Consider the following 23,795-nt stretch of genomic DNA (forward strand, 5'->3'; position numbering starts at 1 on the left):
GATTGGGCGTTCCGAGACTTTTTTATTTTATCATTTTAACTAAAATAACCTTTTTGTTTTTTTTACTTTATTGTTAAACATTTAAGTGTTATTTAGTGGTTTATGATAAATAAAAAGCCAATAATTTGAATACTTTTTTAATTAAAAGTTAAATTTAAAATTATAAATTAATGGTAAAAAGGAAATGGTCAGTCAATAAATTCTACTGAGCTGTTATTACGACCTTTAAACGGGCATTTTTGAGATGACGATTTGTAGAAATTTATTCCCTGGATAACTCCCGTATCGATTTTGAAAGAGCGCGGGGAAGGGGGAGCTCCGTAAATGTCAATGAAAATTCAGAATAGGGGTTATAATATGTTGGCTTAGAAGAAAGCCGATTTTGTAAAAAGAGTATAAGAACTCTAAAAAGTCAATTGCCCCGGGGTATCCTGATAGAGCTATCGTGAGGTTAGAGTCCAAGAGGGAGCCAAGGCAGGACTAAAGCAACTTACGGTTGCTTTTTTGTTTTAAATTAATTGTTTGTTAAATCGTGTTCTACGGATGGCCCCGTAGTTCAATGGATAGAATAGAAGTTTTCTGAACTTTAAATCGAAGTTCGATTCTTGGTGGGGTCATATTCGGTTTGTATTCCGAATTGTACAATGAAAACTTCATTTGTGAAAACGTTTGAATTGATTTCAAAGAATGATTCAAAGAACAAGGCTTTTTTTACCGGTGGAAGAACTTATCTTTAAAGGCGCGATCGCTCAACCCAAACTGGTTGAACAGTTTTTCCTGTTACGCTTTTTTCCTTGAATACTTCAATTTAAGTGCCCCCTGAAAAATTAATGTCAACCCTATAGGGATTTTTGCTAACTTGTAGTTTATTTCTTCTAACTTTTATTTAATAAAGTGCTCACAAATTTACTGTCTTCGGTTTACAGCGGAAAATGCACTAGGATTTTCATGCAATGAAACCATAGCCAGACACGTTAGCGATCAGGAAAAATTAACCAGAGACTATTTACAATGACAGGGTTTGAACAAGAACTTTAAAACATGAAAACTTAAAGCCAAATAAAATGAAAAAATCAATCCAGTTAATCTTAACGACATTATTTTTATGCTCATTTTCCATTCTCAATGAGGCTTTTGCTTGTACAAGAGTAGTTTACCGCGGTCCTAACGGGACAATTATCACCGCTCGTTCAATGGATTGGAAAGATGATATTCCTGCGAATCTTTGGATTTTTCCAAGAGGTATGGAAAGGAACGGAGAGGTAGGTACCACCTCGATAAAGTGGAAATCAAAATATGGAAGTGTCATTACAAGCTCCTGGGATATTGCCTCTTCTGACGGAATGAACGAAATGGGGCTTGTTGGCAATTTACTTTGGTTGGTTGAGTCTAATTATCCCAAATTTGAGAAAGATAAAAACACACCAGGTCTTTCCATTTCGCTTTGGTTGCAGTATGTCCTGGACAATTTTTCAACAGTAGAGGAAGCTGTTGTTGCATTGGGCAAGGAAGAATTTGTCGTTGTCTCCTCAAATATTCCGGGGACTGACAAATTTGCCACGGTACATTTATCGATTTCGGATAAAACAGGCGATAACGCAATATTCGAGTATATAGACGGAAAGTTAGTGATTCACCATGATATGTCATATATAACAATGACAAATTCGCCCGTTTTTGAAGAACAACTCGCCATTAACGCATACTGGAAAGATATTCCCGGAACAATTATGTTACCTGGGACAAATAGAGCCACGGATAGGTTTGTAAGGGCGTCTTACTACATTGATGCAATACCAAAAACCGACAATACCAGGGTTGCTATTCCAAGTGTTTTTAGTGTCATCCGAAATTGTTCCGTTCCCTTGGGCATATCTTCCCCGACTGAACCGAACATTTCGTCTACACGATGGAGAACCGTTGCTGATCAGAAAAATTTGGTCTACTACTTTGACAATGTACTGAATCCAAATGTAGTGTGGGTAGAGTTTAGCAAAATTGACTTCAGCGAAAAAGGTAAAGTAAGAAAACTCAATTTAGATAATAATGAGAACTATTCAGGGGAATCATCTATGAATTTTAAAAATGCCGAACCCTTTAAGTTTGCCGGATTAGAATAATCAACGGATTGATCTAAAAATAAAAACCCGAACCGCTACAATGGGGAGTGCTGCATAAGTCTATAAATAATGAACGAGTTAGTGTTCCAAATACAGTTCTATGTACTTTGCTGTTTGGCTTTAATCTACCTTCCCTGCGGGTTGTCCATCCGGACATATTGCGTTTGTACTGCGCTCGCTGATAACCTCACCGAACCGAACCGTCTAAACATGATACTCGTATGGAGCAATCGATACAGGCCTTTTTAAACACTCTGCCCATCTTTTTTAATCCCACACGGATCTAGAATCACCGACCTGACTGTTTGCAGGGTATATTGCTATATCCCCAGCACCCACCTCACATCAAAATCATCAATAACTTCAATAAGTCTTTGCTCCTCATGGTCCATAATAAACAGGCTCTTTTTATCCGATTGTAATGTCTTAACAAGAACCTTTCTGGCGTCTGCGTTTTTACAAGGCAGGTAAATGGAAAGATAATTGCCGATTTTTCTTCCTTCGTTGTGCACTAGATCCGAACCGTGAATCACTATACTATCCGAAATTAACGAGCCGCTAATGACAGGCATCTCTGTGTAGCCGTTTAATTCTTGACCAAAAGTTTCAAAGTGCAGCGTACCGCCAAAGCAAGCCTGGTAAAACGTAAGTGCTTTTTTACAATTCCCGGAAAATGTTATAAACAGTCCACTTGTTAACTGATCGCTTTTTTGAAATAGCATAGAATTAAATTAAGCATCCGGTATTTCGGGTTCCACTAATTTTTTCATTTTATCCAGGGACTCCTGCCATCCTAAATAACACATCTCGGCGGGTATGGCGGCAGGAATTCCCTCCTGTACTATTTTCAGCTCGGTGCCGCAAGACACTTTATCAAGCCAAACAGTCGTCGTTATTTCCCCGGGTAAATCAGGATTGTCAAACCTATCGTTGTACTTAATAAACGCGTTAGGCTTAATCTCCAAATATTCACCTCCAAATGAATGTCCGTTACCTGTACTGAAGTTAATGAAGGACATTTTAAACTTGCCGCCCACTTTAAAATCCATATGCTCTACGGTACATAAAAATCCATAGGGAGGTAACCAGCCGGCCATTGCTATCGGGTCTGCAAAAGCACGAAATATCTTTTCAGGGCTTGCCGTAAATACCCTGTGTAATGAAACAGTGTTATTTTCCATCTTATTTAAGTTTTACTTGTTATTGATCTGTTACTTCTTATTACTCATTGCTGTTTTCTCATTCTCTTCTTTCCTGAATGTTACGATTTTTTTTATCAGCTTTTCAGGGAGAGGTTTATCCATCGGGATCTGGATAGCTGCTTTACTTGTCTTATACCCTTCCAGGTCTTTCCTGAAGTATTCCCAAAACGTCCCACTATAAGGATGAGATAAGGTAATGTGCTTGGGAAATGCACAATAGTATATCAGGTAGCCGTTATATTTAAAGCAGGGGATTTGATAACTGATGCTTTCTTCTGCATCCGGTACTGCTTCATTAATAATTTTTCTGATGGTTTGCATTCTTTCCAGCGCTTCACCATCAAATGCCTGATGGTACTCATCGATCGTCTGGTAATTTGTTTTAGCCATTATTCCGGATCTTATTATTGTACTTATAAGAAATTACAAGAATACCCAATACCACAAGCGGCATTAGCATAAACCCGATGTTCTGATCTACATATGCGTGACTAATAAAGGCAAAGATCAAACTAAAGGTAAGGCCGGCATATGCCCATTCTTTTACTTTGCCCGGCAGCGCGGGATAAGAAATTGCGATGACGCCAAGCACTTTGCAAATGATCAGTGCATACGCGAAGTAATCCGGGTATCCTAAAGGTTTGGTGCCGGCATTTACATATTGTGGCGCAAATAGCATGGTGCCAAGTGGCATTACACCTTCCCAGAGAATCAGGATCACTGTGGCCGCCCAAAAAATTATTCTGTTCTTTTTCATTTGGTCGGTTATTTAATTGTTGCTGTTTGCTGATTCTACGTACCTGGCAAAATTGTTCAAGATAGCCTGCCATCCCTGTTTCTGAAATTCGGGGTCATTTACGGTTTCCGCATCAAACGTTGTTGTAAGCGTGGTTTTACCGTCTTTCCCGGCAAACAATGTGTCTGCTGTTCTGCCGTCAGACATAGTGTATGCTATTCTCTTATACAAGTCAACGGTATCGTAGGTGCCTTCAAAATCAAAACCAAAGCTGCCGTCTTTTGCTTCCATCCTGTTTTTAAACTTACCTTTTACACGAAGGTCGTTTTCACTACTGGGACAATGCCAGCTCGGATCTGGGGTGTTCCATTGCATAATGTCGGCTGGTGTATTCCAGGCCTGCCATACTTTTTCTACGGGAGCATTAATCGTTGCTTCTACCGTAATTTTTATTGGTTCTTTCATTGTAATGTATTTTTGGTTAGTAAATTACATTACAAAGATGCTACAGGTTTTGGAAACTTGTCGGTTGTAATAGCGACAACTTTGGGGGTGGATTACGACAAAAAAACTATATGTATATTTACTTGTTAAATAAAATAAGATATGCGAGTTTCAGTTTTCGTTCCTCAGTATGGTGTCATTGAGGCAGTTACACCGGCGTTCAGGACCTTTAACACGGCTAACGAATTTCTCACGGTATTTGGTAAGGAACCCGTTTTTGATGTGGAGTATGTGGGCTTAAATGAATATGTACCGGCCAATAATGGTGAATATACTATAAAAACAGACAGGCTGATAAGTGATGTTGACCACACGGACCTGCTGATTATACCACCGACTTTTGGGAATATGGACGAAGGGATACAGGCAAATGCAGAAGCCATACCTTATTTTAAAAAGCTTCATCTGAATGGCTCAGGCATTGCCAGTTTATGTATAGGTGCTTTTTTATTGGCGGAAACAGGATTGCTGAATGGGAAAAAATGTTCTACCCATTGGGCATATATTGATGAGTTCAAAGAGAAATATCCGCAGGTAGAGGTCGAAGATGGTGCGGTGATCACAGAGCACGATAATATTTATAGTAGCGGGGGGGCGAGCAGTTTGTGGAATCTGATCCTGTATTTGGTAGAAAAATTTTCGGACAGGGAAACTGCCATCATAATATCAAAGTATTTTGCATTGGACATAGGCAGGGACAGCCAGTCTCAATTTGCCATTTTCAGGGGACAGAAAAATCATGGTGATGCAGCTATCCAGGAAGTGCAGGATTATATAGAGAAAAATTATGAGGATAAAATAACCGTTGAAGATTTGGCAAATCTCATCAGTGTTAGCCGCCGGACTTTTGAGAGGCGATTTAAAGAGGCTACAAACAATACCCCTCTTGAATACATGCAACGCGTGAGAGTGGAAGCCGCAAAGAAGTTTTTTGAGGCTTCGCGAAAAAATGTGTCCGAAGTAATGTACGATGTAGGTTATACCGATACAAAAGCATTCAGAGATACGTTCAGGAAGATAACGGGTCTTACACCAATAGAATATAGAAACAGGTTTGCAAGGGTGGCGAACGAGGTGTAATGTATTGTGTACAAACAGCCGGCCATCACAACACCGGAATCGGAGGAATTCAACAAGCCGCCGGACATTCAAACCAAACCTGCATTGACAAGGTTCCGTAATTCATGTATGCAGCGGGGATTCATTAGTTTAGTCGCCGGTGTAAAATGGATGCCATGAATATTATTCTGTTTTTTGTTTCTCTTCAATCAAAAAAAGTTTAAGCAGGATCAGAAACTGTCTGAGTTCTGCGGGATGATTAACCATTACCTGTTTTGGATATAAACAGGTAACGGTTTTGAATATTATACCTGTTTGTTAATTACCTTTATAATCGCAGCCAGTTCTTCATTACCCAAGCCTTTTTCCCCTGCCTGTTCAAGGATGTTTTTAATGGCTTCCGGAAATTCCCGGAGAACGTTTAGTTCCTTAAAACTGTCCGCAATTCGTTGAGTTGCAGCTATGCTGATGGGGAGAGGGCTTTGTGTTATACTATAGTCACCACGGTTAATAACATCAATTTCATATTGGAAAAACTCGGTAAACCCGGGGGTGATTTCGCCTATGATCCGGCTGTAATCTTCCAGGTCTAACCCGTATTTCTGACCGAGGCTTACCCCGTATATCAAACCGATATAAGAACCGTAGAGCCAGGTAAGTGTAGCCAGGTCCATGGCAGATGATGCGGCTGCCTTTTCTCCCAGGAATTTTAAATTTCCGCCTAAAATATCGAACGTCGATCTATGCTCGTCATAGGCTTTTTTGTTCCCGGAGAGGAGTATGGTGGTGCTTTCCTTTCCCATCTGGTCCGGGGCAACCTGGATAGCTCCGTTGATGTAGTTCCCTTTTTGAGCAGAAACAATCTTCTCAATCTCAAGGGCTTCGTCAGGGCCTCCTGTAGTTAAATTAACAATGGTTTTGCCTTCCAGAACACCTTGATCGGCCAGGTTGTTAAGGATATCAAGAGTCGCGGAATTATCATAAACACAGATAATAACAAACGGACTGCGGGCAATAGCGTCCTGTGCAGATTCTGTTATATTCACATCTTCAAATTCCCTGGTCTTTTCAAGGGTACGATTCCACAGGGTGACTTCGTATCCCGCATCGATATACATCCGGGCCATTTTTCTTCCCATTTGTCCCAAACCTATTAAGGACACTTTTTTTATTGTTTTCTTTGCTGTTCTCATGATACTAACTTTTTATGGTCACGACAAAGTTCCGCCAAAGGGTCAATGCGGACAATAACCGAAAAAAGATTCGGTATGAAAATGCTGTAATATGTTTTTTATGCCGGACCGGTTTGCCCCGGCCGGGGTAGTGTTGCGATTATTGAACGGATAATTTCATATCTTAACCTGAAATTTTAGGACCTGTTGCATTTTGAATGTAAATTGTAGAAACGGGATTAGCACATGATAAAATTCGATTCCGCGGAATTTTCCTCAATGTATTGTCTAAAGGGAGAAACCGGGGCAAACCGGGTTTCTGTCAGGAATAGGATAAAACTGATTTTCCGGCAAATAGTGCCGAAATCTAATTTGATAAGGACATCATACCGATTGAGGAGTTGATGCCTCATTGAAAAGCAAAATATATGTATAAAAGAAAAATAGAGGAAGACCTGGATTGTGGTATCCGTGTTGCCTTAAAAATTTTTGGGGGGAAGTGGAAACTTTGCATTATTGATGCTATTAACCGGGGAATAGTTCGCCCGGCCGAAATCCACAAGAATATTCAGGGCTCCACATTGAGGGTCATTGAAATGCAATTGGCGGAACTGTATTTTTTCGGTGTAATAGACCGGCATGCGGAAGACATCTACCCCAGGAAGACCGAATACCGGCTTACGGAATTTGGGAAAGGCCTTCTCCCGCTGCTGTCGGAAATAGACCGGTGGGGACAGGAGCATGCCGATTTTGTCAAAGAAAGGCAGGAAATTCTGGAAGAGAACACTATACGGTAAAAGTTAACTGTTTAATTTCCTTAATATACTTTCCTTTCCTGTAGATAAAATTACCGAAGTTCAGTTATCCGCAATTTAAGTTTTACTTTTGAACACGTACGATGAACTGCCTATGGAAACTGTTGAAGAAAAACTCAGGGAACGGATAAAGGAACTTACCTGCTTATACGAGATCACTTCCATTATTGTTAACTGTGATTACGATCATCCGGAAATTTCTCTGGAAGCGATTGTACATTGCCTTAAAAAGGCATGGCTGTTCGAAGAAGATACCAGGGTTCTCATAAAAACGGGGGAGTACCTGCTGGGAGATATTCTTTGTGAAGAAGAACTGGTTTCGATCAAATCAATCATAAAGATATTTAACCGGGAAGAGGGATTTATTGAGGTGGGGTATCCTGCGGATAAATACGCCGTGACCGACTTCCTGGAAGAAGAACAAAAGCTTCTGGACAACGTGGGGCTGGAAGTGGGAAATCTCCTGGAAAGGAAACGCATAAGAGAAAGCGAGCTCGCGATAAAGCGACAAATGGAGCGGGCAGACCGTCTTAATATTCTCGGGGAGATAACAGCGGGAATTGCCCATGAACTCAATACCCCCCTTACCAATATCCTCGGTTTTGCGGAATTACTGGAAAGCAGCATGACAGACAGTGATGAGGCAGACGATCTGAACAAGATAAAGGAGAACGCCATATTTTGTCGTGAAGTAGTAAAGAAACTGATGTTTTTTACTTGTGAAGTCCCGCAGGTCAGGAAAGAAATACTGCTTAAGCCGGTTGTGGAGAATGTGCTGCAACTGTTAAAACCCACTTTCCGGAACCGGCAATTGACACATGAGGTATCTTTTGGCAGTAAAGACATTGCGGTACGGGTAGACGAAATACAGATGACACAGGTGCTATTTAACCTCATTATGAACGCGCTGTATTATTCTCCCGTAAGAGGTAAAATAGTAATAGCTATCCGGGAAAGTCAGAAAAATATAACTATGGAGATTGCCGATGAGGGAAGAGGAATCCCGGAAAATATCGGAGATAAGGTCTTTGAGCCTTTCTTCACTACCAAGCCCACCGGTGAGGGTACCGGCCTGGGATTGAGTGTGGTTCACGGTATAATCGCCGGTCACGGAGGGCAGATTTACCACCGGCTGGGGAGCAAGGGAGGGACCGTATTTGTAATAAAGCTTCCAAAAAAATAAATATGAGTTATCGACAGGAAAATATTCTCATAGTGGACGATGATGTGCATATCCTGGAACTGGTGCAGCGTCATCTGCAGTCTATGGACTATCATACCTATAAGGCGGTCTCCGTTAAAGAAGCCGTTTCTATCCTCAGGGATTCTCCTGTGGATCTCCTGGTGACCGATCTGAAAATGCCCGGTGTAGACGGTTTTGAATTAATACAGTACGCTTCCGAACATTATCCGGAAATGCCCATACTGGTAGTAACCGGCTATATTTCTACCAAAAATGCCCTTAATATCGGCAAATCGGGGGTTGTGGATTATTTGATAAAGCCTTTCACCAGGGATGAGCTCCGCAATGCAGTGACCAAGTCCCTGGAGGGCGTAAAGAAGAACGGTCGGAAACAAAAGAAAAGTGCTCCCGGAAAGCCGGACGATGCTTCTTTCGGGGAATTGATAGGCAATTCCGACGAACTGGAAAAGGTCAAGGATATCATAGGCAGGGTTAAAGACAACCGGGCCACGATACTTATACAGGGGGAAAGCGGTACGGGAAAGGAACTGATCGCCAGGGCCATTCATTACAGCGGTAAGTTCTCGAGAGCGCCTTTTATCGCGGTAAATTGCGGGGCGATCCCGGAAAGTTTGCTGGAATCCGAACTTTTCGGGTATGAGAAAGGAGCGTTTACCGGGGCGGCAGAAAGCCGGATGGGATTTTTCCAGGCAGCGGACAAGGGGACCATTTTCCTCGATGAGATAGGAAACGCCTCTTTTCAGGTGCAAAACGGGTTACTCCGTGTGTTACAGGAAAAGGAAGTGACGCGTGTGGGCTCCCGAAAATCACAGAAAATGGAACTGAGGGTCATTGCCGCAACGAATAGCGATCTGCGGGAACTCGTTCGTCAGAAAAAGTTCCGGGAAGACCTGTATTACAGGCTGACCGTAGTGGAAATTGATGTTCCGCCGCTTCGGAAGCGGAAATCGGATATTCCGCTCCTGGCGGAAAAATACATACGAAAATATGGAGTGGAGTACAAAGACCGATTGCTTTCGATCACACCCGAAGCCATGGAAATTTTACTAAGGTACGACTGGCCGGGCAATATAAGGGAGCTGGAAAATATTGTCCAGAGAGCGGTGATTATGTGCGATAGCCGTATTGAACTGAAGGATATTCCCGATAGTCTGAAATATAATATTGATTTTCCCGAAGATACTTTCGTGTCCCTGTCGGAAATGGAAAAACAGTATATCCGAAAGGTACTCAGGGCTGTTGGTGACAATAAAACCAAAGCGTCCGAAATCCTAGGTATAGACCGCAAAACCCTGCGGAGCAAGTTGCAATAAACTGGAGGGGCCGTCGCTGTTTCCCGGTGAAACCTTCTATAGGCCCGGTCCCGGGAGTTATTGAAATTACCGGGATGAGTACAGCGCCTTCGTCACAAAAAAGGAACCGGGACAAACAGGATAACCGGATGGTAATCCCCCGGACTTCCGGCTAAAAAAATTGTGTCTGCCCGATGAAGCCGGGCATAACTTCATATTTCATCTTCTTTAGTATAGCGAGGATATTTTCCTCTCCCCGGGAAATATTCCCCGCCATACTTTTTACTTCCGGTGTTTGTGTCTTAATCAATAGATTGTTTTTCAGTTGTTTATGATTGTAAGTGGATGTAGAGGCTTTTTACGGCATACCTCTTGCCCTACCGGTAATAACTTAAACACTGACAAAATGGAAAAATACGGTAAAAGCATTTGCTCTACCTGCAGGTACCTGGCTACGTGTGTGCTCACCGCGAACAAGTCTCTGGTGACTTCATGCAGTGAGTACGACCATGCCCCGGCGCGAAAAAAGACCAGAAAACTCAGGTATGTTTAACAGATGTATCAATCCATAATTACACACTAACACAATGATAGCACAAGAGGAAAAAGAAAAGAGACAGAAAACAGGGAAACAGGGGATGCTGGAAAATGTCCTCCGGCAATTTAATAATGCATCCGATATTATCGGCCTGGACCCGGATATACGAAAGATACTGGGGATCACCAACAACGAACTGGTGGTCCATTTTCCGGTTAAGATGGACGACGGGAATGTGGAGGTCTTTACCGGTTACCGGGTGCAGCACAACAATGCCCTCGGGCCGTATAAAGGAGGGTTGAGGTATCATCCTACGGTAGATCTTGATGCCGCCCGGGCATTGGCCATGTGGATGACCTGGAAAACTTCTCTGGCGGGATTGCCTTTCGGAGGTGCCAAAGGCGGGATTCAGATCGATCCTTCACGATACTCGGCAGCGGAACTGGAGCGCATTACTAGGAGATTTACCTATGCGCTGGGAGATAATATAGGTCCCGAGCTCGATATCCCCGCGCCGGATGTCAATACTAATCCGCAAACCATGGCCTGGATACTGGATACCTATATGTCCACAAAATCCCCGAATGAGAGATCCACCAATTTACACGTGGTAACGGGAAAACCGGTCGGAGCCGGAGGGTCCGAAGGAAGGGACAGGGCTACCGGGTATGGTGTGTACCTGTGCGTAAAACTCTGGGCCGAACATAATAATATTGACCTGAAGGGCCGCAGGTTTATCGTTCAGGGATTTGGTAACGTAGGTTACTGGGCCTCACGTTTTCTGGAAGAAGAAGGTGCCTTGCTTATCGCGGTGCAGGATGCTTCCGGAAGTATTGTTAACAGGGACGGTATTCCGGTGGAGAAACTATCCGGGTACATGGCCGCTAATGGCCATGCCGTTGCAGGTTTTCCGGATGCCGGACCTTTGAATAATGAAGCGTTTTTTGCGCTGGACTGTGATATATGTATCCCGGCAGCTTTGGGAAACCAGATAACAGCTAAAAACGCGGGAGATATAAAGGCACTGGTTATTGCGGAAGGAGCGAACGGCCCGACGGATGTGGCGGCGGAAAAGATCCTACTGGAAAAAGGAGTGGCTATAATTCCGGATATCCTTTGTAATTCCGGAGGGGTAATCGGCAGTTATTTCGAATGGCTGCAAAACCGCAACGGGGAAATATGGCAACTCGAAGAAGTTATGGAAAAACTCCGGAAAAAGCTCGGGGAGTCCTTTAACAGGGTAATGAAAGTTACCGACGACAAGAAAACAGATATGCGTACCGCCGCTTTCATGATTGCCATCGAACGGCTGGAGCAGGCATACAGGCAAAGGGGGATATTCCCATAACCTTCCGTACGGAAATAGCCCTTGCCGGAAAAGATGTGATTATTTAACCATATGACATGAAATACGAAAACCTGATTATTGAAAAGAGAGAGTATGTGTTGCTAAAACAACTGCTGCAATTGTCCGGATATTACGGAGACAACGTTTTTAAAAGTTCAGTAAAACACCTGAGAGATGAGCTTCTTTCCGCGCGTGTCTGCGACGAAGATCAGATGCCGGACGATGTTATTCGCTTCAATTCTTATGTTTCCGTAACGTCCCAAGGGGGATGGAAGAAACGTTTTCAACTGGTATTGCCCAATGACAGCGATATCAAGAAAGACAAAATTTCCATACTTACGCCTATGGGAGCGGCCGTAATGGGATATGCTGCGGGAGACTCCCTTATGTGGGAGTTCCCTGCCGGCCCGAGGTCGCTTACCATTATGGAAGTAGAACAGGAAAAAAACACCTAATATGCCCGTTGTGCATCAGAATATTTGCTGACAGTCATAACCGTAACCCGGGGAAAAACCCTTTTCTTGCCGCAAAGAGTGAACATGGAAAATTCGTATTTGTCCCCGTCGTTCCGTATCAGCGACGGGGAGTAAGGCAAAGCGGAATGCTCCCCGGGGTACGGTTTTGGTTTTTGGCGGACAACGGCTTAAAATTAATATCTATGTATTCAAGACCCTTTCATATACATGAAGACGACAGGCTAATCATGAAGAAAAAAGACAAGGCTGAGGTAGGTAACTGGCTGGAGCATCTGGAGTTTATAAGCCGTGAGATAGAATATCTTATACCGCTGGAAAGCAGGACTCCCGGAAACGACCTGTTGTCCCGCGCACTCTATGCCATACGCAGGGAAAATACGTTACAGATGGCCGCACTCTGCCGTTATGAGAACAGTATGGTCAACGCCCTGGAATGCGACAACATGGAATGCGATGCTTTTTACCTGAATAACCACGAGAAGAACAGGAACACCTATATAGAACATCTTCGGAAATACGAAGCTTTAAAATCCAAAGTGTTTGCCAGGCTCCTGAAGGGCAGGGGAGAGTAAGTTTCGTTATTGTTTATATGCTTTTTCCCCGGGCTCTATATGGTAGTCAATAGAATTCAGTGAATGGTCGGGATCTATGAAATCCAGGATTTTATCTATAAGCCTTCCGAAACCGGAAAGGGTGCCGAGTTGAATATTCTTTCCTATGGCACTGGAAATAGTTTCGTCCCTGTTACCAAATTTGTACCCTCCCTTTTTTATGATCAGCAGGTTGAGAATGTGCTGCATGACCACATTCCCCAACTGATCTATAGAAATGGCCATTTTTAAGGCATATTCCCCGATGCCCCGCAGGGAATTGCGTATGGCGGTGTGAAAAAGCCCGTATAATAATCCTATGGGACAGGTGGTAATAAATAATACTATAGAGATGATGAAAAGCAATACGCCGATCAGCGGGCGAATCCTTTTCTTTTCTTTAACTATCATTTTTAGCGGTTTAGGTTAAGTGGGTTACAGGGCTAATGTCTTTTTATGTTATACCAGGCTCTGCAGGTTGGACAGCATATCCGCAGTTATGGTCTTAAGGTCGTACCGGGCTTTCCAGCCCCAGTCTTCCCTTGCGCTGGAGTCATCGATGCTTTGAGGCCAGGTATCTGCAATTTTCTGACGGAAATCCGGCGCATAGCTGATTGTGAAATCCGGAATGTGCTCCTTTATGGTTTCTGCCATTTCTTCCGGATCAAAGCTGATGGCGGCAAGGTTGTAAGAAGACCTTACCCGGATAGATTGCGCATCGGCCTGCATGATGGAGATCGTGGCTCTTATGGCATCTTCCATATACATCATGGGAAGTACGGTGTCCTTACCCAGGAAGCATTCGTAGGTGCCTTGCTGTAATGCCTTGTGGTAAATCTCAATGGCGTAATCCGTCGTTCCCCCTCCGGGACTGGTTTTCCAGCTGATAAGCCCCGGATAGCGTATGCTTCTCACATCCACGCCGTAATTCTTGAAATAATATTCACACCAGCGTTCCCCCGAAAGTTTACTGATACCATACACCGTAGAGGGTTCCATTACCGTTTGTTGCGGGGTGTCCCGTTTAGGCGTGGAAGGCCCGAAAACAGCGATGGAACTGGGCCAGAAGACCTTTCGGATCTCTTTGTCACGCGCGAGGTCCAGCACATGAAAAAGGGAATTCATGTTCAGGTCCCATGCTTTGTCCGGATATTTTTCTGCCGTAGCGGAGAGCATAGCAGCCATCAGATACACATCCGTTATTTTATGTTTTCGAACACATGATGTTATGGTGTTTTTGTCCGTGGCATCGAGAATCTCAAAAGATCCGGATCGCATCAGTTCTTCATTTCCTTCGCGTATATCACTTGCAATAACCTGTTCGTTGCCGTATAATGCTCTGAGAGCCAGGGTTAATTCGGAACCGATCTGTCCGCATGCACCTATAATCAGGATTTTCGGAGTCATAAAAATCGAAATTAAGTTTCAGGCCAAAGATAATATTTAGCCAAAAACTTTTGCTTCAAAAAGTATATAAATCCGCCATATGTTTTCCGGATGCCTTATCTTCGTAAAATGTATCCATATACGATGAAAATGACAAGACAGTTTTTTTGGGTGTTTGCCGTGTTTATTGTGGTTTCATGCAAAGAAGAAAAGAAAGAAAGCAAGGATGCCGGGCAGGACGAAAAAACGGAACTTCACATAAAACTTCCGGAATTAACGGAGTTTCACGGACAAAAATCGGAAGAAATAAACGAATGGGCGCCGTATGTGGAGTTGAAGAAGGCTATCAGTGAGTTTAAAGAAGAGAAAGGAGGGGATGTGGTCCTGCAATTGGATAATCTCCTGGAAAAGGAAAAGGAACTGTCTACATCCGATTTCCCTGCGAAATTTGACAATCCCTCCGTTCGCAGCAGGCTTGCGGTGGTAAAGACCTATCTTTTGCAGACCCGGCTGGAAGCCCCCGATCCTGTGCCCGAAGAATACCTGATGAAACAAAAACTGAAGATACTGGTGGCATTTAATGACTTCGACCGGCAATTAAACGTAATGATGAGGGGCAGTATAACCGATGAATTTCTCACGGAAATATCCAATAAACCTCTGGCAAAAAGAGATTCCGTAAAACTGGACAGTGTGCAGGCGGACAGTATACAGAGATAGTACCGGATAAGAGAGCATACGATATTATATTAAGAATAAAGAAATGCGAAGAACAATAATTATTCTGGCCGGGATGTTCCTGGTTTGTGGGATATATGCCCAGAACAAGGACATAGATATATTGCTGGATGCATGGCATAAAGCGGCGGCAGATGCGGATTTCGACAGGTATTTCGGGTATATGACCCCCGATGCGGTGTTCATTGGTACGGATGCTACGGAAAACTGGAAAGGAAAAGAATTCCGCGATTTTGCGAAGCCTTATTTTGACCGGGGGAAAGCCTGGAATTTTACCGTCCTGGAACGGAATGTTTATTCCGGGGCAGACGGAACAACAGTATGGTTCGATGAACTTCTGGATACACAGATGAAAATATGCCGGGGTTCGGGTGTGTTGATTAAACAGGATGGGGAATGGAAAATACGGCATTATGTCTTTTCCATTACCGTACCTAATGATAATATTCCGCAATTAATAGAGATTAAAAAGGATACGGATAACAAGCTGATGGATAGTTTAAGGCGGAAAGGGTAGAGGAAATCAAAACGTTAATAATGCGGGGTAAACGCATTAAAAGAATATGATTGCAATGTTTAATGGTTGCAGGTTCCAAGTTGTCACAAAAAAAATAATACTTCCAACTCCATCCCGATATATATCGGGACTCCTCAACCCCGAACGGTAACATTGTTACCGCTTCCGGATTACCAATTACCGCTCCTCTCATACATAATGCGTTTGCCTTGGTTAATAATACAACAAAAGAGCATGTAAAATGTTTTTTTATTAACTTGCTGGCGGTTAATCAAAAAAGATCGTAAATGAGAAGAATGTCTACTAATCGTGTACTCTTGGGGACTTTTGCCCTGGGGCTCTTGGCTTCCTGCAAGCAGGAGAAGAAAGAAGAAACAGCGGAAGTGGAGAAGATTCCCGGTATCAACCTGGAATATATGGATACCACAGTTGCACCCAAAGATGATTTTTTCCGTTTTGTAAATGGCAAATGGCTGGATTCTACGGAAATTCCTGCAGATAAGACCCGTTGGGGAAGTTTTCTGGAACTTCGGGAAAAAACAAATGGCGATGCCCTGGAAATACTGAAAGAAGCGGTGAACGACAGTACACTCGATGCCGGTTCCGACCAGGCCAAGGCAGTCTATCTCTATGAGACTATCATGGACATGGACTCGAGAAATGCCCAGGGTGTAGAACCGCTTAAGCCCTACCTGGAAAAGATAGATGCTATTGGGTCTGTCGGGGAACTTCAGGCTTATCTTCAGGAAATGGAACCTTACGGAGGTGCAGGTTTCTTCGGTATAAGTGTCCGGGCCGATGCCAAAGACAGCAACAAAAATGTGGCTTATCTCGGTGCGGGAACCCTGGGATTACCCGATAGGGATTATTATGTAGCCGATGATGCTGACTCCAAAGAAAAGAGGGAAAAGTATAAAGCACATATCGCCCGGATGCTCCGGTTTATAGATTACGATGAGGCAACGGCAGCCAAAGAAGCCGAAAGAATACTCGCTTTTGAGACCAGTATGGCAGAACCGCGACTGGACAAGGTAGAACGCAGAAAACCTGAGAAGAGGTATAATCCCACTGCTGTGACCGATCTCAAAAAGATAGCTCCTGTAATAAACTGGGATAATTATCTTTCTTCACTCGGTGCTGATGTGGACACCATAATTATCAGCGAAGTGAAATACTTTAAACAGTTACCCGGGTTTTTAGCCAAAGATAACCTGGAGGACTGGAAGGCATACCTGCGCTGGACAGCCCTGAACCGTGCAGCCGGACGATTGTCGGAAGAAATAGAAACTGCCGACTGGGAATTTTACGGAAAGACATTGCAGGGTACCAAAGAACAGGAACCGAGAGACGAAAGGGCTTTGCAGATAATCAACCGCGCGATGGGAGAGGCCCTTGGAAAACTGTATGTGGAGAAGAAATTCCCGCCGGAAGCCAAAGCGCAGGCAGAAGAGATGATCGCTAATGTTATTCGCGCATATGAGGCACGCATACGATCTTTACCATGGATGGACGAGGAAACCAAGGCGAAGGCCATCGAAAAACTCAATAAGACCACTGTAAAAATAGGATACCCGGATAAATGGAAAGATTATTCCGAGTTGGAGGTAAAAACTGCAGACAACGGGGGAACTTATATGGAGAATATGCAAAGTGTTTCTAACTGGAATTTTAAAAGGAACATCGAAAAACTGGGGAAACCTGTCGATAAGAGCGAATGGTACATGGCACCCCAGATAGTAAATGCCTATTTCAACCCTTCCTACAATGAAATCGTATTCCCGGCAGCCATATTGCAACCACCGTTCTTTAACTTCACTGCGGATGCGGCAGTAAATTATGGCGGAATAGGAGCGGTTATCGGCCATGAGATATCCCATAGCTTTGATGACCAGGGCGCTAAATACGATGCGGACGGAAACCTGGAAAACTGGTGGACGGATAAAGACCTGGAACAATTTCGGGAACTCGGGAACAAGCTTGCGGAACAATACAGTAGTATAGAAGTACTGCCGGAGGTATTTATAAACGGTAAGTTTACCCTCGGTGAAAATATAGGTGACCTTGGAGGTGTAAATGCAGCGTATGACGGCCTGCAACTGTACCTGAAAGAACATGGTAACCCCGGCCCGATAGACGGGTATACCCCGGAGCAGCGTTTCTTTATGTCCTGGGCAACCGTATGGCGGTCCAAGATAAGGGATGAAGGACTGAAAAATCAGATCAAGACAGACCCGCACTCTCCCGGCCAATACAGGGCTACACAGCCGCTTCTGAATGTAGATGCCTTTTACGAAGCATTTGGTATAGAAGAAGGAGACGGAATGTACCTGGAACCGGAAAAAAGGGTGAAAATATGGTAAGGTACGACCTTAACCGTGTTAATTGTTAGATCAGGACCCGGGCTCCGTATATAAGGAGTCCGGGTTTTGTCGTTTTAAAGGTCCAGTTTGAGCTGCTCCGGCAATAGGCGAAAACTTTTCCGGTGATATTTACTTATACCGTATTTCCGGATAGCTTCCCGGTGTTCTTTAGTGGGGTAGCCTTTATTTCTCTTCCAGTTATACATAGGAAACTCCTCATGGATTTTATCCATATACGCATCCCGGTGGGTTTTGGCCAGTACGGATGCCGCTGCAATACTCATATACTTGCTATCTCCCTTAATAATACACTCATGCGGAATTTTTCCGTAAGGTTTAAAACGATTGCCGTCTACAAGAATAAATTCCGGAACAACCGAAAGTTGTTCAATAGCCCGGTGCATTCCCGTTATGGAAGCATTGAGGATGTTGATCTCGTCTATTTCCTCTTCAAAAACATGGCAAATGCCATAGCATACAGCCTGTTCCTCCAGGACAGGCCTGAGTAAGTCCCTGTGAAGGACGGATAACTGTTTGGAATCATTCAGAATATCATTGGTAAATGTCTCCGGCAATATTACCGCCGCCGCTGTTACCGGCCCCGCCAGGCATCCTCGTCCGGCTTCGTCAGTGCCAGCCTCTAGTATCTTATGTAGATAATGTTTTAACATATTATTTGCATTTTATTTCCGGGGAATAAAAAGATGTTTTATTTGTATTTTTCTATGTGTCAGTACATTGTGTGAATTTTGGGAATTAATGTCTGTAATTGTCACAATTATGGTTTAAAAAATCAATCCGCTGTCTTGTTAATTTTTTGTTATTTTTAAATATATTTTAAGATATTTGTTGTTAAGCTAAATCAAATATATGTAATATGAGATCAAAAATTACTCAGATTTTGACGCTTTTATTAGCGTTTGTCGTACATGTCTCCTTTGCACAGGAGAAAACAATCACGGGTAAGGTTACTGATGAAACAGGAATGCCATTACCTGGTGTGAATATTGTGGTAAAGGGTACCAGCACGGGTACTCAGACTGATTTTGATGGGAATTATAGTATAACTGCCGGTGTAGGACAGGTGCTACAGTTTTCTTATGTCGGAATGGCTACTGCTGAACAGACAATCGGAGCCTCAAATACTATCAGTATTCAGATGGCGGAAGATGCCCAGGCATTGGAAGAGGTGGTAGTGGTTGCTTATGGTACTCAAACTAAACAGAGATTGGTTCAAAGTGTATCGATAGTTAACACTGAAGATATAGAGGATATTCCTGCAGTATCTCCACAAGAGTTGTTACAAGGACAGGCATCTGGAGTTCAGATGGTCAATTCTTCCGGAATATTAGGCTCTGCTCCTGTAATTAAGATTAGGGGAGTTGCTTCTATAAATGCAGGAGGAAGACCATTGGTAGTTGTAGATGGGGTGCCTCTAAATGATGAAGCGCTTAGTTCAGGTCAGGGAGGAACTGCATTAAATCCGTTAGCAGATATTAACCCTAATGATATTGCTTCTTTTTCCGTTTTAAAAGATGCTGCTGCTGCTGCTATCTATGGATCCCGTGGTGCTAATGGAGTGGTTTTAATTCAAACTAAGTCGGGGAGACAGGGAGAAAAGACCAAAGTAACTCTTGATATAAATTCTTCTTGGTCTGAAGTTACGGATACATTCGATATGATGAGTGCCGACCAATACAGACAGTTTTTGGTAAGTACTGGACAAGCGGGTTCTGTTGACGATTTACCTCAAGGTTCTTATAATTGGCCAGAGAATGTAGTGAGGACAGGGTTTTCAAAAGATTTGAATTTTTCAATTGCGGGAGGTAGTGAAAAAACTACTTTTTATGCTGGTTTTACTCATAAAGATCAGGAAGGATTTATAGTGGGAAATAATCTTACAAGATTTAGTGGGAGGATAAATTTAACACATCAGGCTACCGATTGGTTGAAGGTTGGTGCTAATCTGGGTGTGACAGAAAATAATCTTGACAGGGTAGGCGCGGATAATAGTACATTTGCCCCATTGACATCTGCTTATTTGCAAACACCATGGGTAGAGCCTTATGATGAAAACGGGAATTTTGTCAATACCGGTTTTATCGCTAATGTTATTGCGATTGAGGCATTAGATATCAATGATTCCAAAACTTTTAGGACTACCGGCAATATTTTTGGAGAGATCAAACTTTTAGAAGAGTTGACTTATAAGATGGATTTCGGTATAGATAGGATTTTATTAGAAGAATTTCAAAGATCTTTTGAGATAAATTCTCCAGAGGGTTTTGCAAGTGATTTTGTAGCCCAGCAAAACAAACACGTTTTTACCAACTCTTTGAATTATGATACTACTTTTGGAGAAGTCCATGATTTTTCTGCTGTAGTGGGGATGACTTATGAGCAGACGGAAATTAGAGAAACGTCTATGGATGCAACAGGTTTTTTATCAGACAAGCAGATAAATATAGTATCGGCATCTACGCCCGGAGAGACACTGAATAGATCTAGGGGAAATAGGTTGGTAGGATATTTTGGGAGATTTAATTATGCCTATGATAATAAATATATTGTAGAAGGTTCTTTAAGAAGGGATGGTTCATCCAGGTTTGGAGTTAATAATAGGTATGGAACGTTTTGGGCCGTGGGCGGAGCTTGGGTGTTGTCACAGGAAAAATTTATGCAGGATGTAAATTGGATAAATAACTTGAAAATTCGAGGAAATTACGGGGTGTCTGGAAATGACCGGATAGGTGATTTTGCTTCAAGAGAAAGATATACAGGAGGACGAGACGATGGAGATCCTTCCTCCGGCATTTTAGATGGAAACTATAACGGGGTGTCTGGATTAAGATTGCTCGATCCGGGTAATCCTAATTTGCGATGGGAAAAATCGACATCTTATGATATTGGATTTGAGGTGTCTTTATTGAATAATAGAATAAGTTTGAATGTAGATTATTATCGCAAAAAGACCTCTGACTTGATATTGAATGTGACAATTCCACAAACTAATGGGGGAATAAGTTCAATATTGGACAATTTAGGTGAAATGGAAAACAAAGGAGTGGATATCGATTTGAATACGGTTAATATTCAAACAGAGAATTTTAGCTGGTCAACTTCACTAAATCTCGGTTTTAATAAAAATAAGGTATTATCCTTGCCTGGAGCTTCTGAAGATAGTGAAGGAAGAAGGTTTGTAGCAGGCACTCTTTCACAAAGAGCTATTGAAGGGCATTCGGTGAATACTTTCTATTTAATAAGATATAAGGGAGTTAATTCAGAAACGGGAAATGCCGAATGGTTAGATAAAGACGGAAACGTAACAACAACTCCTACTACCAATGACAGAGTTATTGCAGGGGATGCGAATCCTGATTTTGTAGGAGGTTTAAGGAATACATTAAAATATAAGAATTGGGATTTGAACTTTTTCTTTAACTTTAGTTATGGCAACGATATATTTATTGATGGTTTGCGCTTTGCAGAAAATCCATTTAGTTTTAACAAAAGAACAAAATTATTGAATATATGGGAGGCTCCGGGAGATAATGCTTATCTTCCATCTCCGGAGAGTTCTACATTTGGAGTTTTTAATCAACGTTCTACAGCACAGTTGAGAGATGGATCATATGCAAGGCTCAAAAACTTGACATTGGGGTATTCTTTACCTTCGGAATTTTTGGAAAACTCATTTATCTCTGGGGTAAGATTTTATGCTACAGCTAACAATATATGGACTATAAAAGATAGTGATCTTAAAGGTATAGACCCGGAAGTGTCAGACAGAGGTTTTTCCAACGTACGGCAAGGAGAATCGTTCTTTACTCCTCCTCAATCCAAAACATATCTTATAGGTGCCCGTATAACATTTTAATTAGGAAAGAATGAAAAAGTATAGTATATATATAATAATGACAGCACTATTATTTATGAGTGCATGTGATGACCGTTTGGACTTTGATCCAAAAGATGATTTGACAAGAGAGCAGGTTTATGCCGATAGAGCGGGAGCTTTGGGAGCATTAACCGGAATTTATAGTATAGGTCAGATTGGGAATGTTTTTAATGGAACTTTACAATTATTTGGAGAGTGGCAATCAGATAATATTCAATTTGTAGGGAGTTTTCCTACGTTTCAAGAGGTCTCACGATATACAACATTGGCAGATAACACTTCGATATCGGCTTTATGGCGTGATAACTGGAGAGCTATCGGACAAGCTAATGAAGTTATTACATTTATTCCGGAGATGGAGGATCCTGATTTTACAAGTGATGAACGAGAGAAAGCTATAGCAGAGGCAAAATTTTTAAGAGCATTGCTATATTTTAATATGTCTAATCTTTTTGGGCATCCGTTTCAGGTGAACGGAGGCAATAATTTATCTATTCCTCTAGTGACAGAACCTTTTGATATAAATGATATAAAATTTCCCTCTAGGGCAACACTAAATGATATTCATGCATTGATAGAGACAGATTTGACTGAAGCTATCCCTGACCTGGATAATAGTGATAATGCACGGGCTACCAAAGCTGCTGCTCAGGCATTATTAGCTCGTTTATACTTGTATCGGGAAGAATTCCAGAAAGCTGCTGGAATGGCCAATGAAGTTATAAATAATTCAAGCTTTAGCCTTGCATCGGATTATAATTTTTATAATACTACAGCTAATGAATTTTTATTTACGTTGGTTAATTCTGAAACGGATTCTCAAACATCCAATGAAAGTTTTTCTGGATTAACCAATCCTACCCCGGCAGGAAGAGGAGACGCTCCTTTTAGCCAGAATTTACTGGACGCATATGGAGAAGAAGAAGGAGATTTAAGATATTCCGAATTGATTCAGATAGGAGCAGATGCTGCTGGAAATGAATCTGTTTTCACAACAAAATTCCCGGATGCAATAAATAATTCCGGAAATGCACCTGTTATAAGGATCACAGAAATGTATTTAACCAGAGCTGAAGCCAATTTTAGGGCAGGAACCTCTATTGGGGCAGCACCATTGGATGATATCAATATGCTTAGGGAAAGAGCCGATTTGGGTGCTTTGGCCAGTGTAGACCTCGATATAATCTTAAATGAAAGAAGAAAGGAACTAGCATTTGAAGGCCACAGGCGAATGGATTTATTGAGGAATGGAATGAACTTGCGTAGAGAAGGCATGAATAATGTTGCGGAATCTGCATTAGGGGCAAACAAGACCATTTTTCCAATTCCAGTAAGAGAAGTTGATATAAACCCTAGCCTGGAGCAGAATCCCGGATATTAAAATACATTTAATCCCATTAAATCAGGCTAATTCCCCGATGCTCTGCATAGAAATGGGTTAAGGTTTGTTCATTTGAGTACCTCGCGGGATTGCCCCGAGGTAGTTGATTGACAATTATATATTTGTTTTTGAGATAGTGGCATAAGATATTTGGCTAATCTGAGACCGTCTTAAAATTTTAGGACGGTCTTTCTTTTTTTTTGGGCCATTCACGCAGATGTAAAAAATTATTGAACGTTGACTTCAGGGAAACGAAAAAAAGGAGTCTTGTCCTGTACTCTTCAAGCTGGAGGTGTTGATTTTTTCGTAATAAATAGACAACCCGTTTTGTCCGGAGATTGATAGGTGAATACCAAAGCCGCCACTCAAAGGAAATAATCTGATATGTTTTAAAACAAAATCAAAACTACAGGAATATTTTTTTTGGAGTTATGATACACCAAAAACTACAAGAGGAGT

The 23,795-nt window shown here is 42.3% G+C and carries 23 protein-coding genes and 1 tRNA gene; 15 read left to right on the forward strand and 9 right to left on the reverse strand.

Translation table 11 applies throughout. The features are described 5' to 3' along the window. The first annotated feature begins 545 nt into the window (after positions 1 to 545). Both ED312_RS18730 and ED312_RS18735 read left to right on the forward strand, forming a co-directional pair. Positions 546 to 617: transfer RNA gene (locus ED312_RS18730), tRNA-Arg, on the forward strand. A 447-nt stretch (positions 618 to 1,064) separates the two neighbouring features. Continuing rightward, positions 1,065 to 2,120, forward strand: a complete 1,056-nt coding sequence (locus ED312_RS18735; RefSeq protein WP_123217562.1) for a linear amide C-N hydrolase — start codon at positions 1,065 to 1,067, stop codon at positions 2,118 to 2,120. A gap of 320 nt (positions 2,121 to 2,440) precedes the next feature. On the opposite strand, the gene ED312_RS18740 is transcribed toward ED312_RS18735, so the two are convergent. The 5 genes from ED312_RS18740 to ED312_RS18760 are packed head-to-tail and all read right to left on the reverse strand — an operon-like array spanning position 2,441 to position 4,523. Beyond that, positions 2,441 to 2,842 (reverse strand): VOC family protein, encoded by a 402-nt coding sequence (locus tag ED312_RS18740; protein WP_123217563.1) that lies wholly within the window; start codon positions 2,840 to 2,842, stop codon positions 2,441 to 2,443. Positions 2,843 to 2,851: 9 nt separating this feature from the next. Continuing rightward, positions 2,852 to 3,301 carry an SRPBCC family protein gene (locus tag ED312_RS18745; RefSeq protein ID WP_123217564.1) on the reverse strand — a complete coding sequence of 150 codons (450 nt, stop codon included), beginning with the start codon at positions 3,299 to 3,301 and terminating at the stop codon, positions 2,852 to 2,854. 30 nt (positions 3,302 to 3,331) lie between these two features. Continuing rightward, the gene (locus ED312_RS18750) at positions 3,332 to 3,712 is read right to left on the reverse strand and encodes an iron chaperone (RefSeq protein WP_123217565.1); all 381 of its coding nucleotides are present in this window, start codon (positions 3,710 to 3,712) and stop codon (positions 3,332 to 3,334) included. Further along, positions 3,705 to 4,079 (reverse strand): DoxX family protein, encoded by a 375-nt coding sequence (locus tag ED312_RS18755; protein WP_123217566.1) that lies wholly within the window; start codon positions 4,077 to 4,079, stop codon positions 3,705 to 3,707. The genes ED312_RS18750 and ED312_RS18755 overlap by 8 nt, the downstream gene beginning before the upstream one ends. A 12-nt stretch (positions 4,080 to 4,091) precedes the next feature. Then, a complete protein-coding gene (locus tag ED312_RS18760) occupies positions 4,092 to 4,523 on the reverse strand; it encodes an SRPBCC family protein (protein ID WP_123217567.1) in 432 nt (143 codons plus the stop codon). A gap of 141 nt (positions 4,524 to 4,664) precedes the next feature. On the opposite strand from ED312_RS18760, the gene ED312_RS18765 reads away from it, so the two are divergent. Next, positions 4,665 to 5,642 (forward strand): GlxA family transcriptional regulator, encoded by a 978-nt coding sequence (locus ED312_RS18765; protein ID WP_123217568.1) that lies wholly within the window; start codon positions 4,665 to 4,667, stop codon positions 5,640 to 5,642. A 284-nt stretch (positions 5,643 to 5,926) separates the two neighbouring features. Here the strand turns inward: ED312_RS18765 and ED312_RS18770 are convergent, their stop codons facing one another. Then, positions 5,927 to 6,814 carry an NAD(P)-dependent oxidoreductase gene (locus tag ED312_RS18770; RefSeq protein ID WP_123217569.1) on the reverse strand — a complete coding sequence of 296 codons (888 nt, stop codon included), beginning with the start codon at positions 6,812 to 6,814 and terminating at the stop codon, positions 5,927 to 5,929. 407 nt (positions 6,815 to 7,221) lie between these two features. On the opposite strand from ED312_RS18770, the gene ED312_RS18775 reads away from it, so the two are divergent. From ED312_RS18775 to ED312_RS18800, 7 genes are all read left to right on the forward strand, one after another. Further along, positions 7,222 to 7,590: a winged helix-turn-helix transcriptional regulator gene (locus ED312_RS18775; RefSeq protein WP_123217570.1), complete on the forward strand. Its 369-nt coding sequence runs from the start codon at positions 7,222 to 7,224 to the stop codon at positions 7,588 to 7,590. A gap of 88 nt (positions 7,591 to 7,678) precedes the next feature. Beyond that, positions 7,679 to 8,791 carry a sensor histidine kinase gene (locus tag ED312_RS18780; RefSeq protein ID WP_317125693.1) on the forward strand — a complete coding sequence of 371 codons (1,113 nt, stop codon included), beginning with the start codon at positions 7,679 to 7,681 and terminating at the stop codon, positions 8,789 to 8,791. Positions 8,792 to 8,793: 2 nt separating this feature from the next. Continuing rightward, on the forward strand, positions 8,794 to 10,125 hold the full coding sequence (locus tag ED312_RS18785) for a sigma-54-dependent transcriptional regulator (protein WP_123217572.1): 1,332 nt from the start codon (positions 8,794 to 8,796) through the stop codon (positions 10,123 to 10,125). Between the two features lie 385 nt (positions 10,126 to 10,510). Then, entirely contained in the window at positions 10,511 to 10,657 is a 147-nt protein-coding gene (locus ED312_RS23870) for a hypothetical protein (protein WP_170164557.1), read from the forward strand. Between the two features lie 34 nt (positions 10,658 to 10,691). Beyond that, positions 10,692 to 11,990, forward strand: a complete 1,299-nt coding sequence (locus ED312_RS18790; RefSeq protein ID WP_123217573.1) for a Glu/Leu/Phe/Val family dehydrogenase — start codon at positions 10,692 to 10,694, stop codon at positions 11,988 to 11,990. A 56-nt stretch (positions 11,991 to 12,046) separates the two neighbouring features. Next, a complete protein-coding gene (locus ED312_RS18795) occupies positions 12,047 to 12,445 on the forward strand; it encodes a GreA/GreB family elongation factor (protein ID WP_123217574.1) in 399 nt (132 codons plus the stop codon). A gap of 203 nt (positions 12,446 to 12,648) precedes the next feature. After that, the gene (locus ED312_RS18800; RefSeq protein ID WP_148044327.1) at positions 12,649 to 13,038 is read left to right on the forward strand and encodes a hypothetical protein; all 390 of its coding nucleotides are present in this window, start codon (positions 12,649 to 12,651) and stop codon (positions 13,036 to 13,038) included. A 6-nt stretch (positions 13,039 to 13,044) separates the two neighbouring features. On the opposite strand, the gene ED312_RS18805 is transcribed toward ED312_RS18800, so the two are convergent. Together ED312_RS18805 and ED312_RS18810 are read right to left on the reverse strand one after the other, a co-directional pair. Beyond that, a complete protein-coding gene (locus ED312_RS18805) occupies positions 13,045 to 13,467 on the reverse strand; it encodes a hypothetical protein (protein ID WP_123217576.1) in 423 nt (140 codons plus the stop codon). 48 nt (positions 13,468 to 13,515) lie between these two features. Continuing rightward, positions 13,516 to 14,463, reverse strand: coding sequence for an NAD-dependent epimerase/dehydratase family protein (locus ED312_RS18810; protein ID WP_123217577.1), 948 nt, complete (start codon positions 14,461 to 14,463; stop codon positions 13,516 to 13,518). A gap of 123 nt (positions 14,464 to 14,586) precedes the next feature. Here ED312_RS18810 and ED312_RS18815 point away from each other — a divergent pair, with 123 nt between their 5' ends. From ED312_RS18815 to ED312_RS18825, 3 genes are all read left to right on the forward strand, one after another. Further along, entirely contained in the window at positions 14,587 to 15,162 is a 576-nt protein-coding gene (locus ED312_RS18815; protein ID WP_123217578.1) for a hypothetical protein, read from the forward strand. A 43-nt stretch (positions 15,163 to 15,205) separates the two neighbouring features. Continuing rightward, on the forward strand, positions 15,206 to 15,697 hold the full coding sequence (locus ED312_RS18820) for a nuclear transport factor 2 family protein (RefSeq protein WP_123217579.1): 492 nt from the start codon (positions 15,206 to 15,208) through the stop codon (positions 15,695 to 15,697). Between the two features lie 287 nt (positions 15,698 to 15,984). Beyond that, positions 15,985 to 18,057, forward strand: coding sequence for a M13 family metallopeptidase (locus tag ED312_RS18825; RefSeq protein ID WP_123217580.1), 2,073 nt, complete (start codon positions 15,985 to 15,987; stop codon positions 18,055 to 18,057). 74 nt (positions 18,058 to 18,131) lie between these two features. Here the strand turns inward: ED312_RS18825 and ED312_RS18830 are convergent, their stop codons facing one another. Beyond that, positions 18,132 to 18,728 (reverse strand): ribonuclease HII, encoded by a 597-nt coding sequence (locus ED312_RS18830; RefSeq protein WP_123217581.1) that lies wholly within the window; start codon positions 18,726 to 18,728, stop codon positions 18,132 to 18,134. A 206-nt stretch (positions 18,729 to 18,934) separates the two neighbouring features. On the opposite strand from ED312_RS18830, the gene ED312_RS18835 reads away from it, so the two are divergent. Together ED312_RS18835 and ED312_RS18840 are read left to right on the forward strand one after the other, a co-directional pair. Further along, entirely contained in the window at positions 18,935 to 21,934 is a 3,000-nt protein-coding gene (locus ED312_RS18835; RefSeq protein ID WP_123217582.1) for a SusC/RagA family TonB-linked outer membrane protein, read from the forward strand. A gap of 10 nt (positions 21,935 to 21,944) precedes the next feature. Continuing rightward, entirely contained in the window at positions 21,945 to 23,336 is a 1,392-nt protein-coding gene (locus ED312_RS18840; protein WP_123217583.1) for a RagB/SusD family nutrient uptake outer membrane protein, read from the forward strand. Positions 23,337 to 23,795: the final 459 nt, after the last annotated feature.

The sequence above is a fragment of the Sinomicrobium pectinilyticum genome (genome assembly GCF_003725735.1).
Lineage (GTDB): Bacteria > Bacteroidota > Bacteroidia > Flavobacteriales > Flavobacteriaceae > Sinomicrobium > Sinomicrobium pectinilyticum.

Excerpts from the sequence above, each read along its gene's own strand:
- ED312_RS18735 (WP_123217562.1), top strand. The coding sequence starts at position 1,065 with ATGAAAAAATCAATCCAGTTAATCTTAACGACATTATTTTTATGCTCA.
- ED312_RS18740 (WP_123217563.1), bottom strand. The coding sequence starts at position 2,842 with ATGCTATTTCAAAAAAGCGATCAGTTAACAAGTGGACTGTTTATAACA.
- ED312_RS18745 (WP_123217564.1), bottom strand. The coding sequence starts at position 3,301 with ATGGAAAATAACACTGTTTCATTACACAGGGTATTTACGGCAAGCCCT.
- ED312_RS18750 (WP_123217565.1), bottom strand. The coding sequence starts at position 3,712 with ATGGCTAAAACAAATTACCAGACGATCGATGAGTACCATCAGGCATTT.
- ED312_RS18755 (WP_123217566.1), bottom strand. The coding sequence starts at position 4,079 with ATGAAAAAGAACAGAATAATTTTTTGGGCGGCCACAGTGATCCTGATT.
- ED312_RS18760 (WP_123217567.1), bottom strand. The coding sequence starts at position 4,523 with ATGAAAGAACCAATAAAAATTACGGTAGAAGCAACGATTAATGCTCCC.
- ED312_RS18765 (WP_123217568.1), top strand. The coding sequence starts at position 4,665 with ATGCGAGTTTCAGTTTTCGTTCCTCAGTATGGTGTCATTGAGGCAGTT.
- ED312_RS18770 (WP_123217569.1), bottom strand. The coding sequence starts at position 6,814 with ATGAGAACAGCAAAGAAAACAATAAAAAAAGTGTCCTTAATAGGTTTG.
- ED312_RS18775 (WP_123217570.1), top strand. The coding sequence starts at position 7,222 with ATGTATAAAAGAAAAATAGAGGAAGACCTGGATTGTGGTATCCGTGTT.
- ED312_RS18785 (WP_123217572.1), top strand. The coding sequence starts at position 8,794 with ATGAGTTATCGACAGGAAAATATTCTCATAGTGGACGATGATGTGCAT.
- ED312_RS23870 (WP_170164557.1), top strand. The coding sequence starts at position 10,511 with ATGGAAAAATACGGTAAAAGCATTTGCTCTACCTGCAGGTACCTGGCT.
- ED312_RS18790 (WP_123217573.1), top strand. The coding sequence starts at position 10,692 with ATGATAGCACAAGAGGAAAAAGAAAAGAGACAGAAAACAGGGAAACAG.
- ED312_RS18795 (WP_123217574.1), top strand. The coding sequence starts at position 12,047 with ATGAAATACGAAAACCTGATTATTGAAAAGAGAGAGTATGTGTTGCTA.
- ED312_RS18800 (WP_148044327.1), top strand. The coding sequence starts at position 12,649 with ATGTATTCAAGACCCTTTCATATACATGAAGACGACAGGCTAATCATG.
- ED312_RS18805 (WP_123217576.1), bottom strand. The coding sequence starts at position 13,467 with ATGATAGTTAAAGAAAAGAAAAGGATTCGCCCGCTGATCGGCGTATTG.
- ED312_RS18810 (WP_123217577.1), bottom strand. The coding sequence starts at position 14,463 with ATGACTCCGAAAATCCTGATTATAGGTGCATGCGGACAGATCGGTTCC.
- ED312_RS18815 (WP_123217578.1), top strand. The coding sequence starts at position 14,587 with ATGAAAATGACAAGACAGTTTTTTTGGGTGTTTGCCGTGTTTATTGTG.
- ED312_RS18820 (WP_123217579.1), top strand. The coding sequence starts at position 15,206 with ATGCGAAGAACAATAATTATTCTGGCCGGGATGTTCCTGGTTTGTGGG.
- ED312_RS18825 (WP_123217580.1), top strand. The coding sequence starts at position 15,985 with ATGAGAAGAATGTCTACTAATCGTGTACTCTTGGGGACTTTTGCCCTG.
- ED312_RS18830 (WP_123217581.1), bottom strand. The coding sequence starts at position 18,728 with ATGTTAAAACATTATCTACATAAGATACTAGAGGCTGGCACTGACGAA.
- ED312_RS18835 (WP_123217582.1), top strand. The coding sequence starts at position 18,935 with ATGAGATCAAAAATTACTCAGATTTTGACGCTTTTATTAGCGTTTGTC.
- ED312_RS18840 (WP_123217583.1), top strand. The coding sequence starts at position 21,945 with ATGAAAAAGTATAGTATATATATAATAATGACAGCACTATTATTTATG.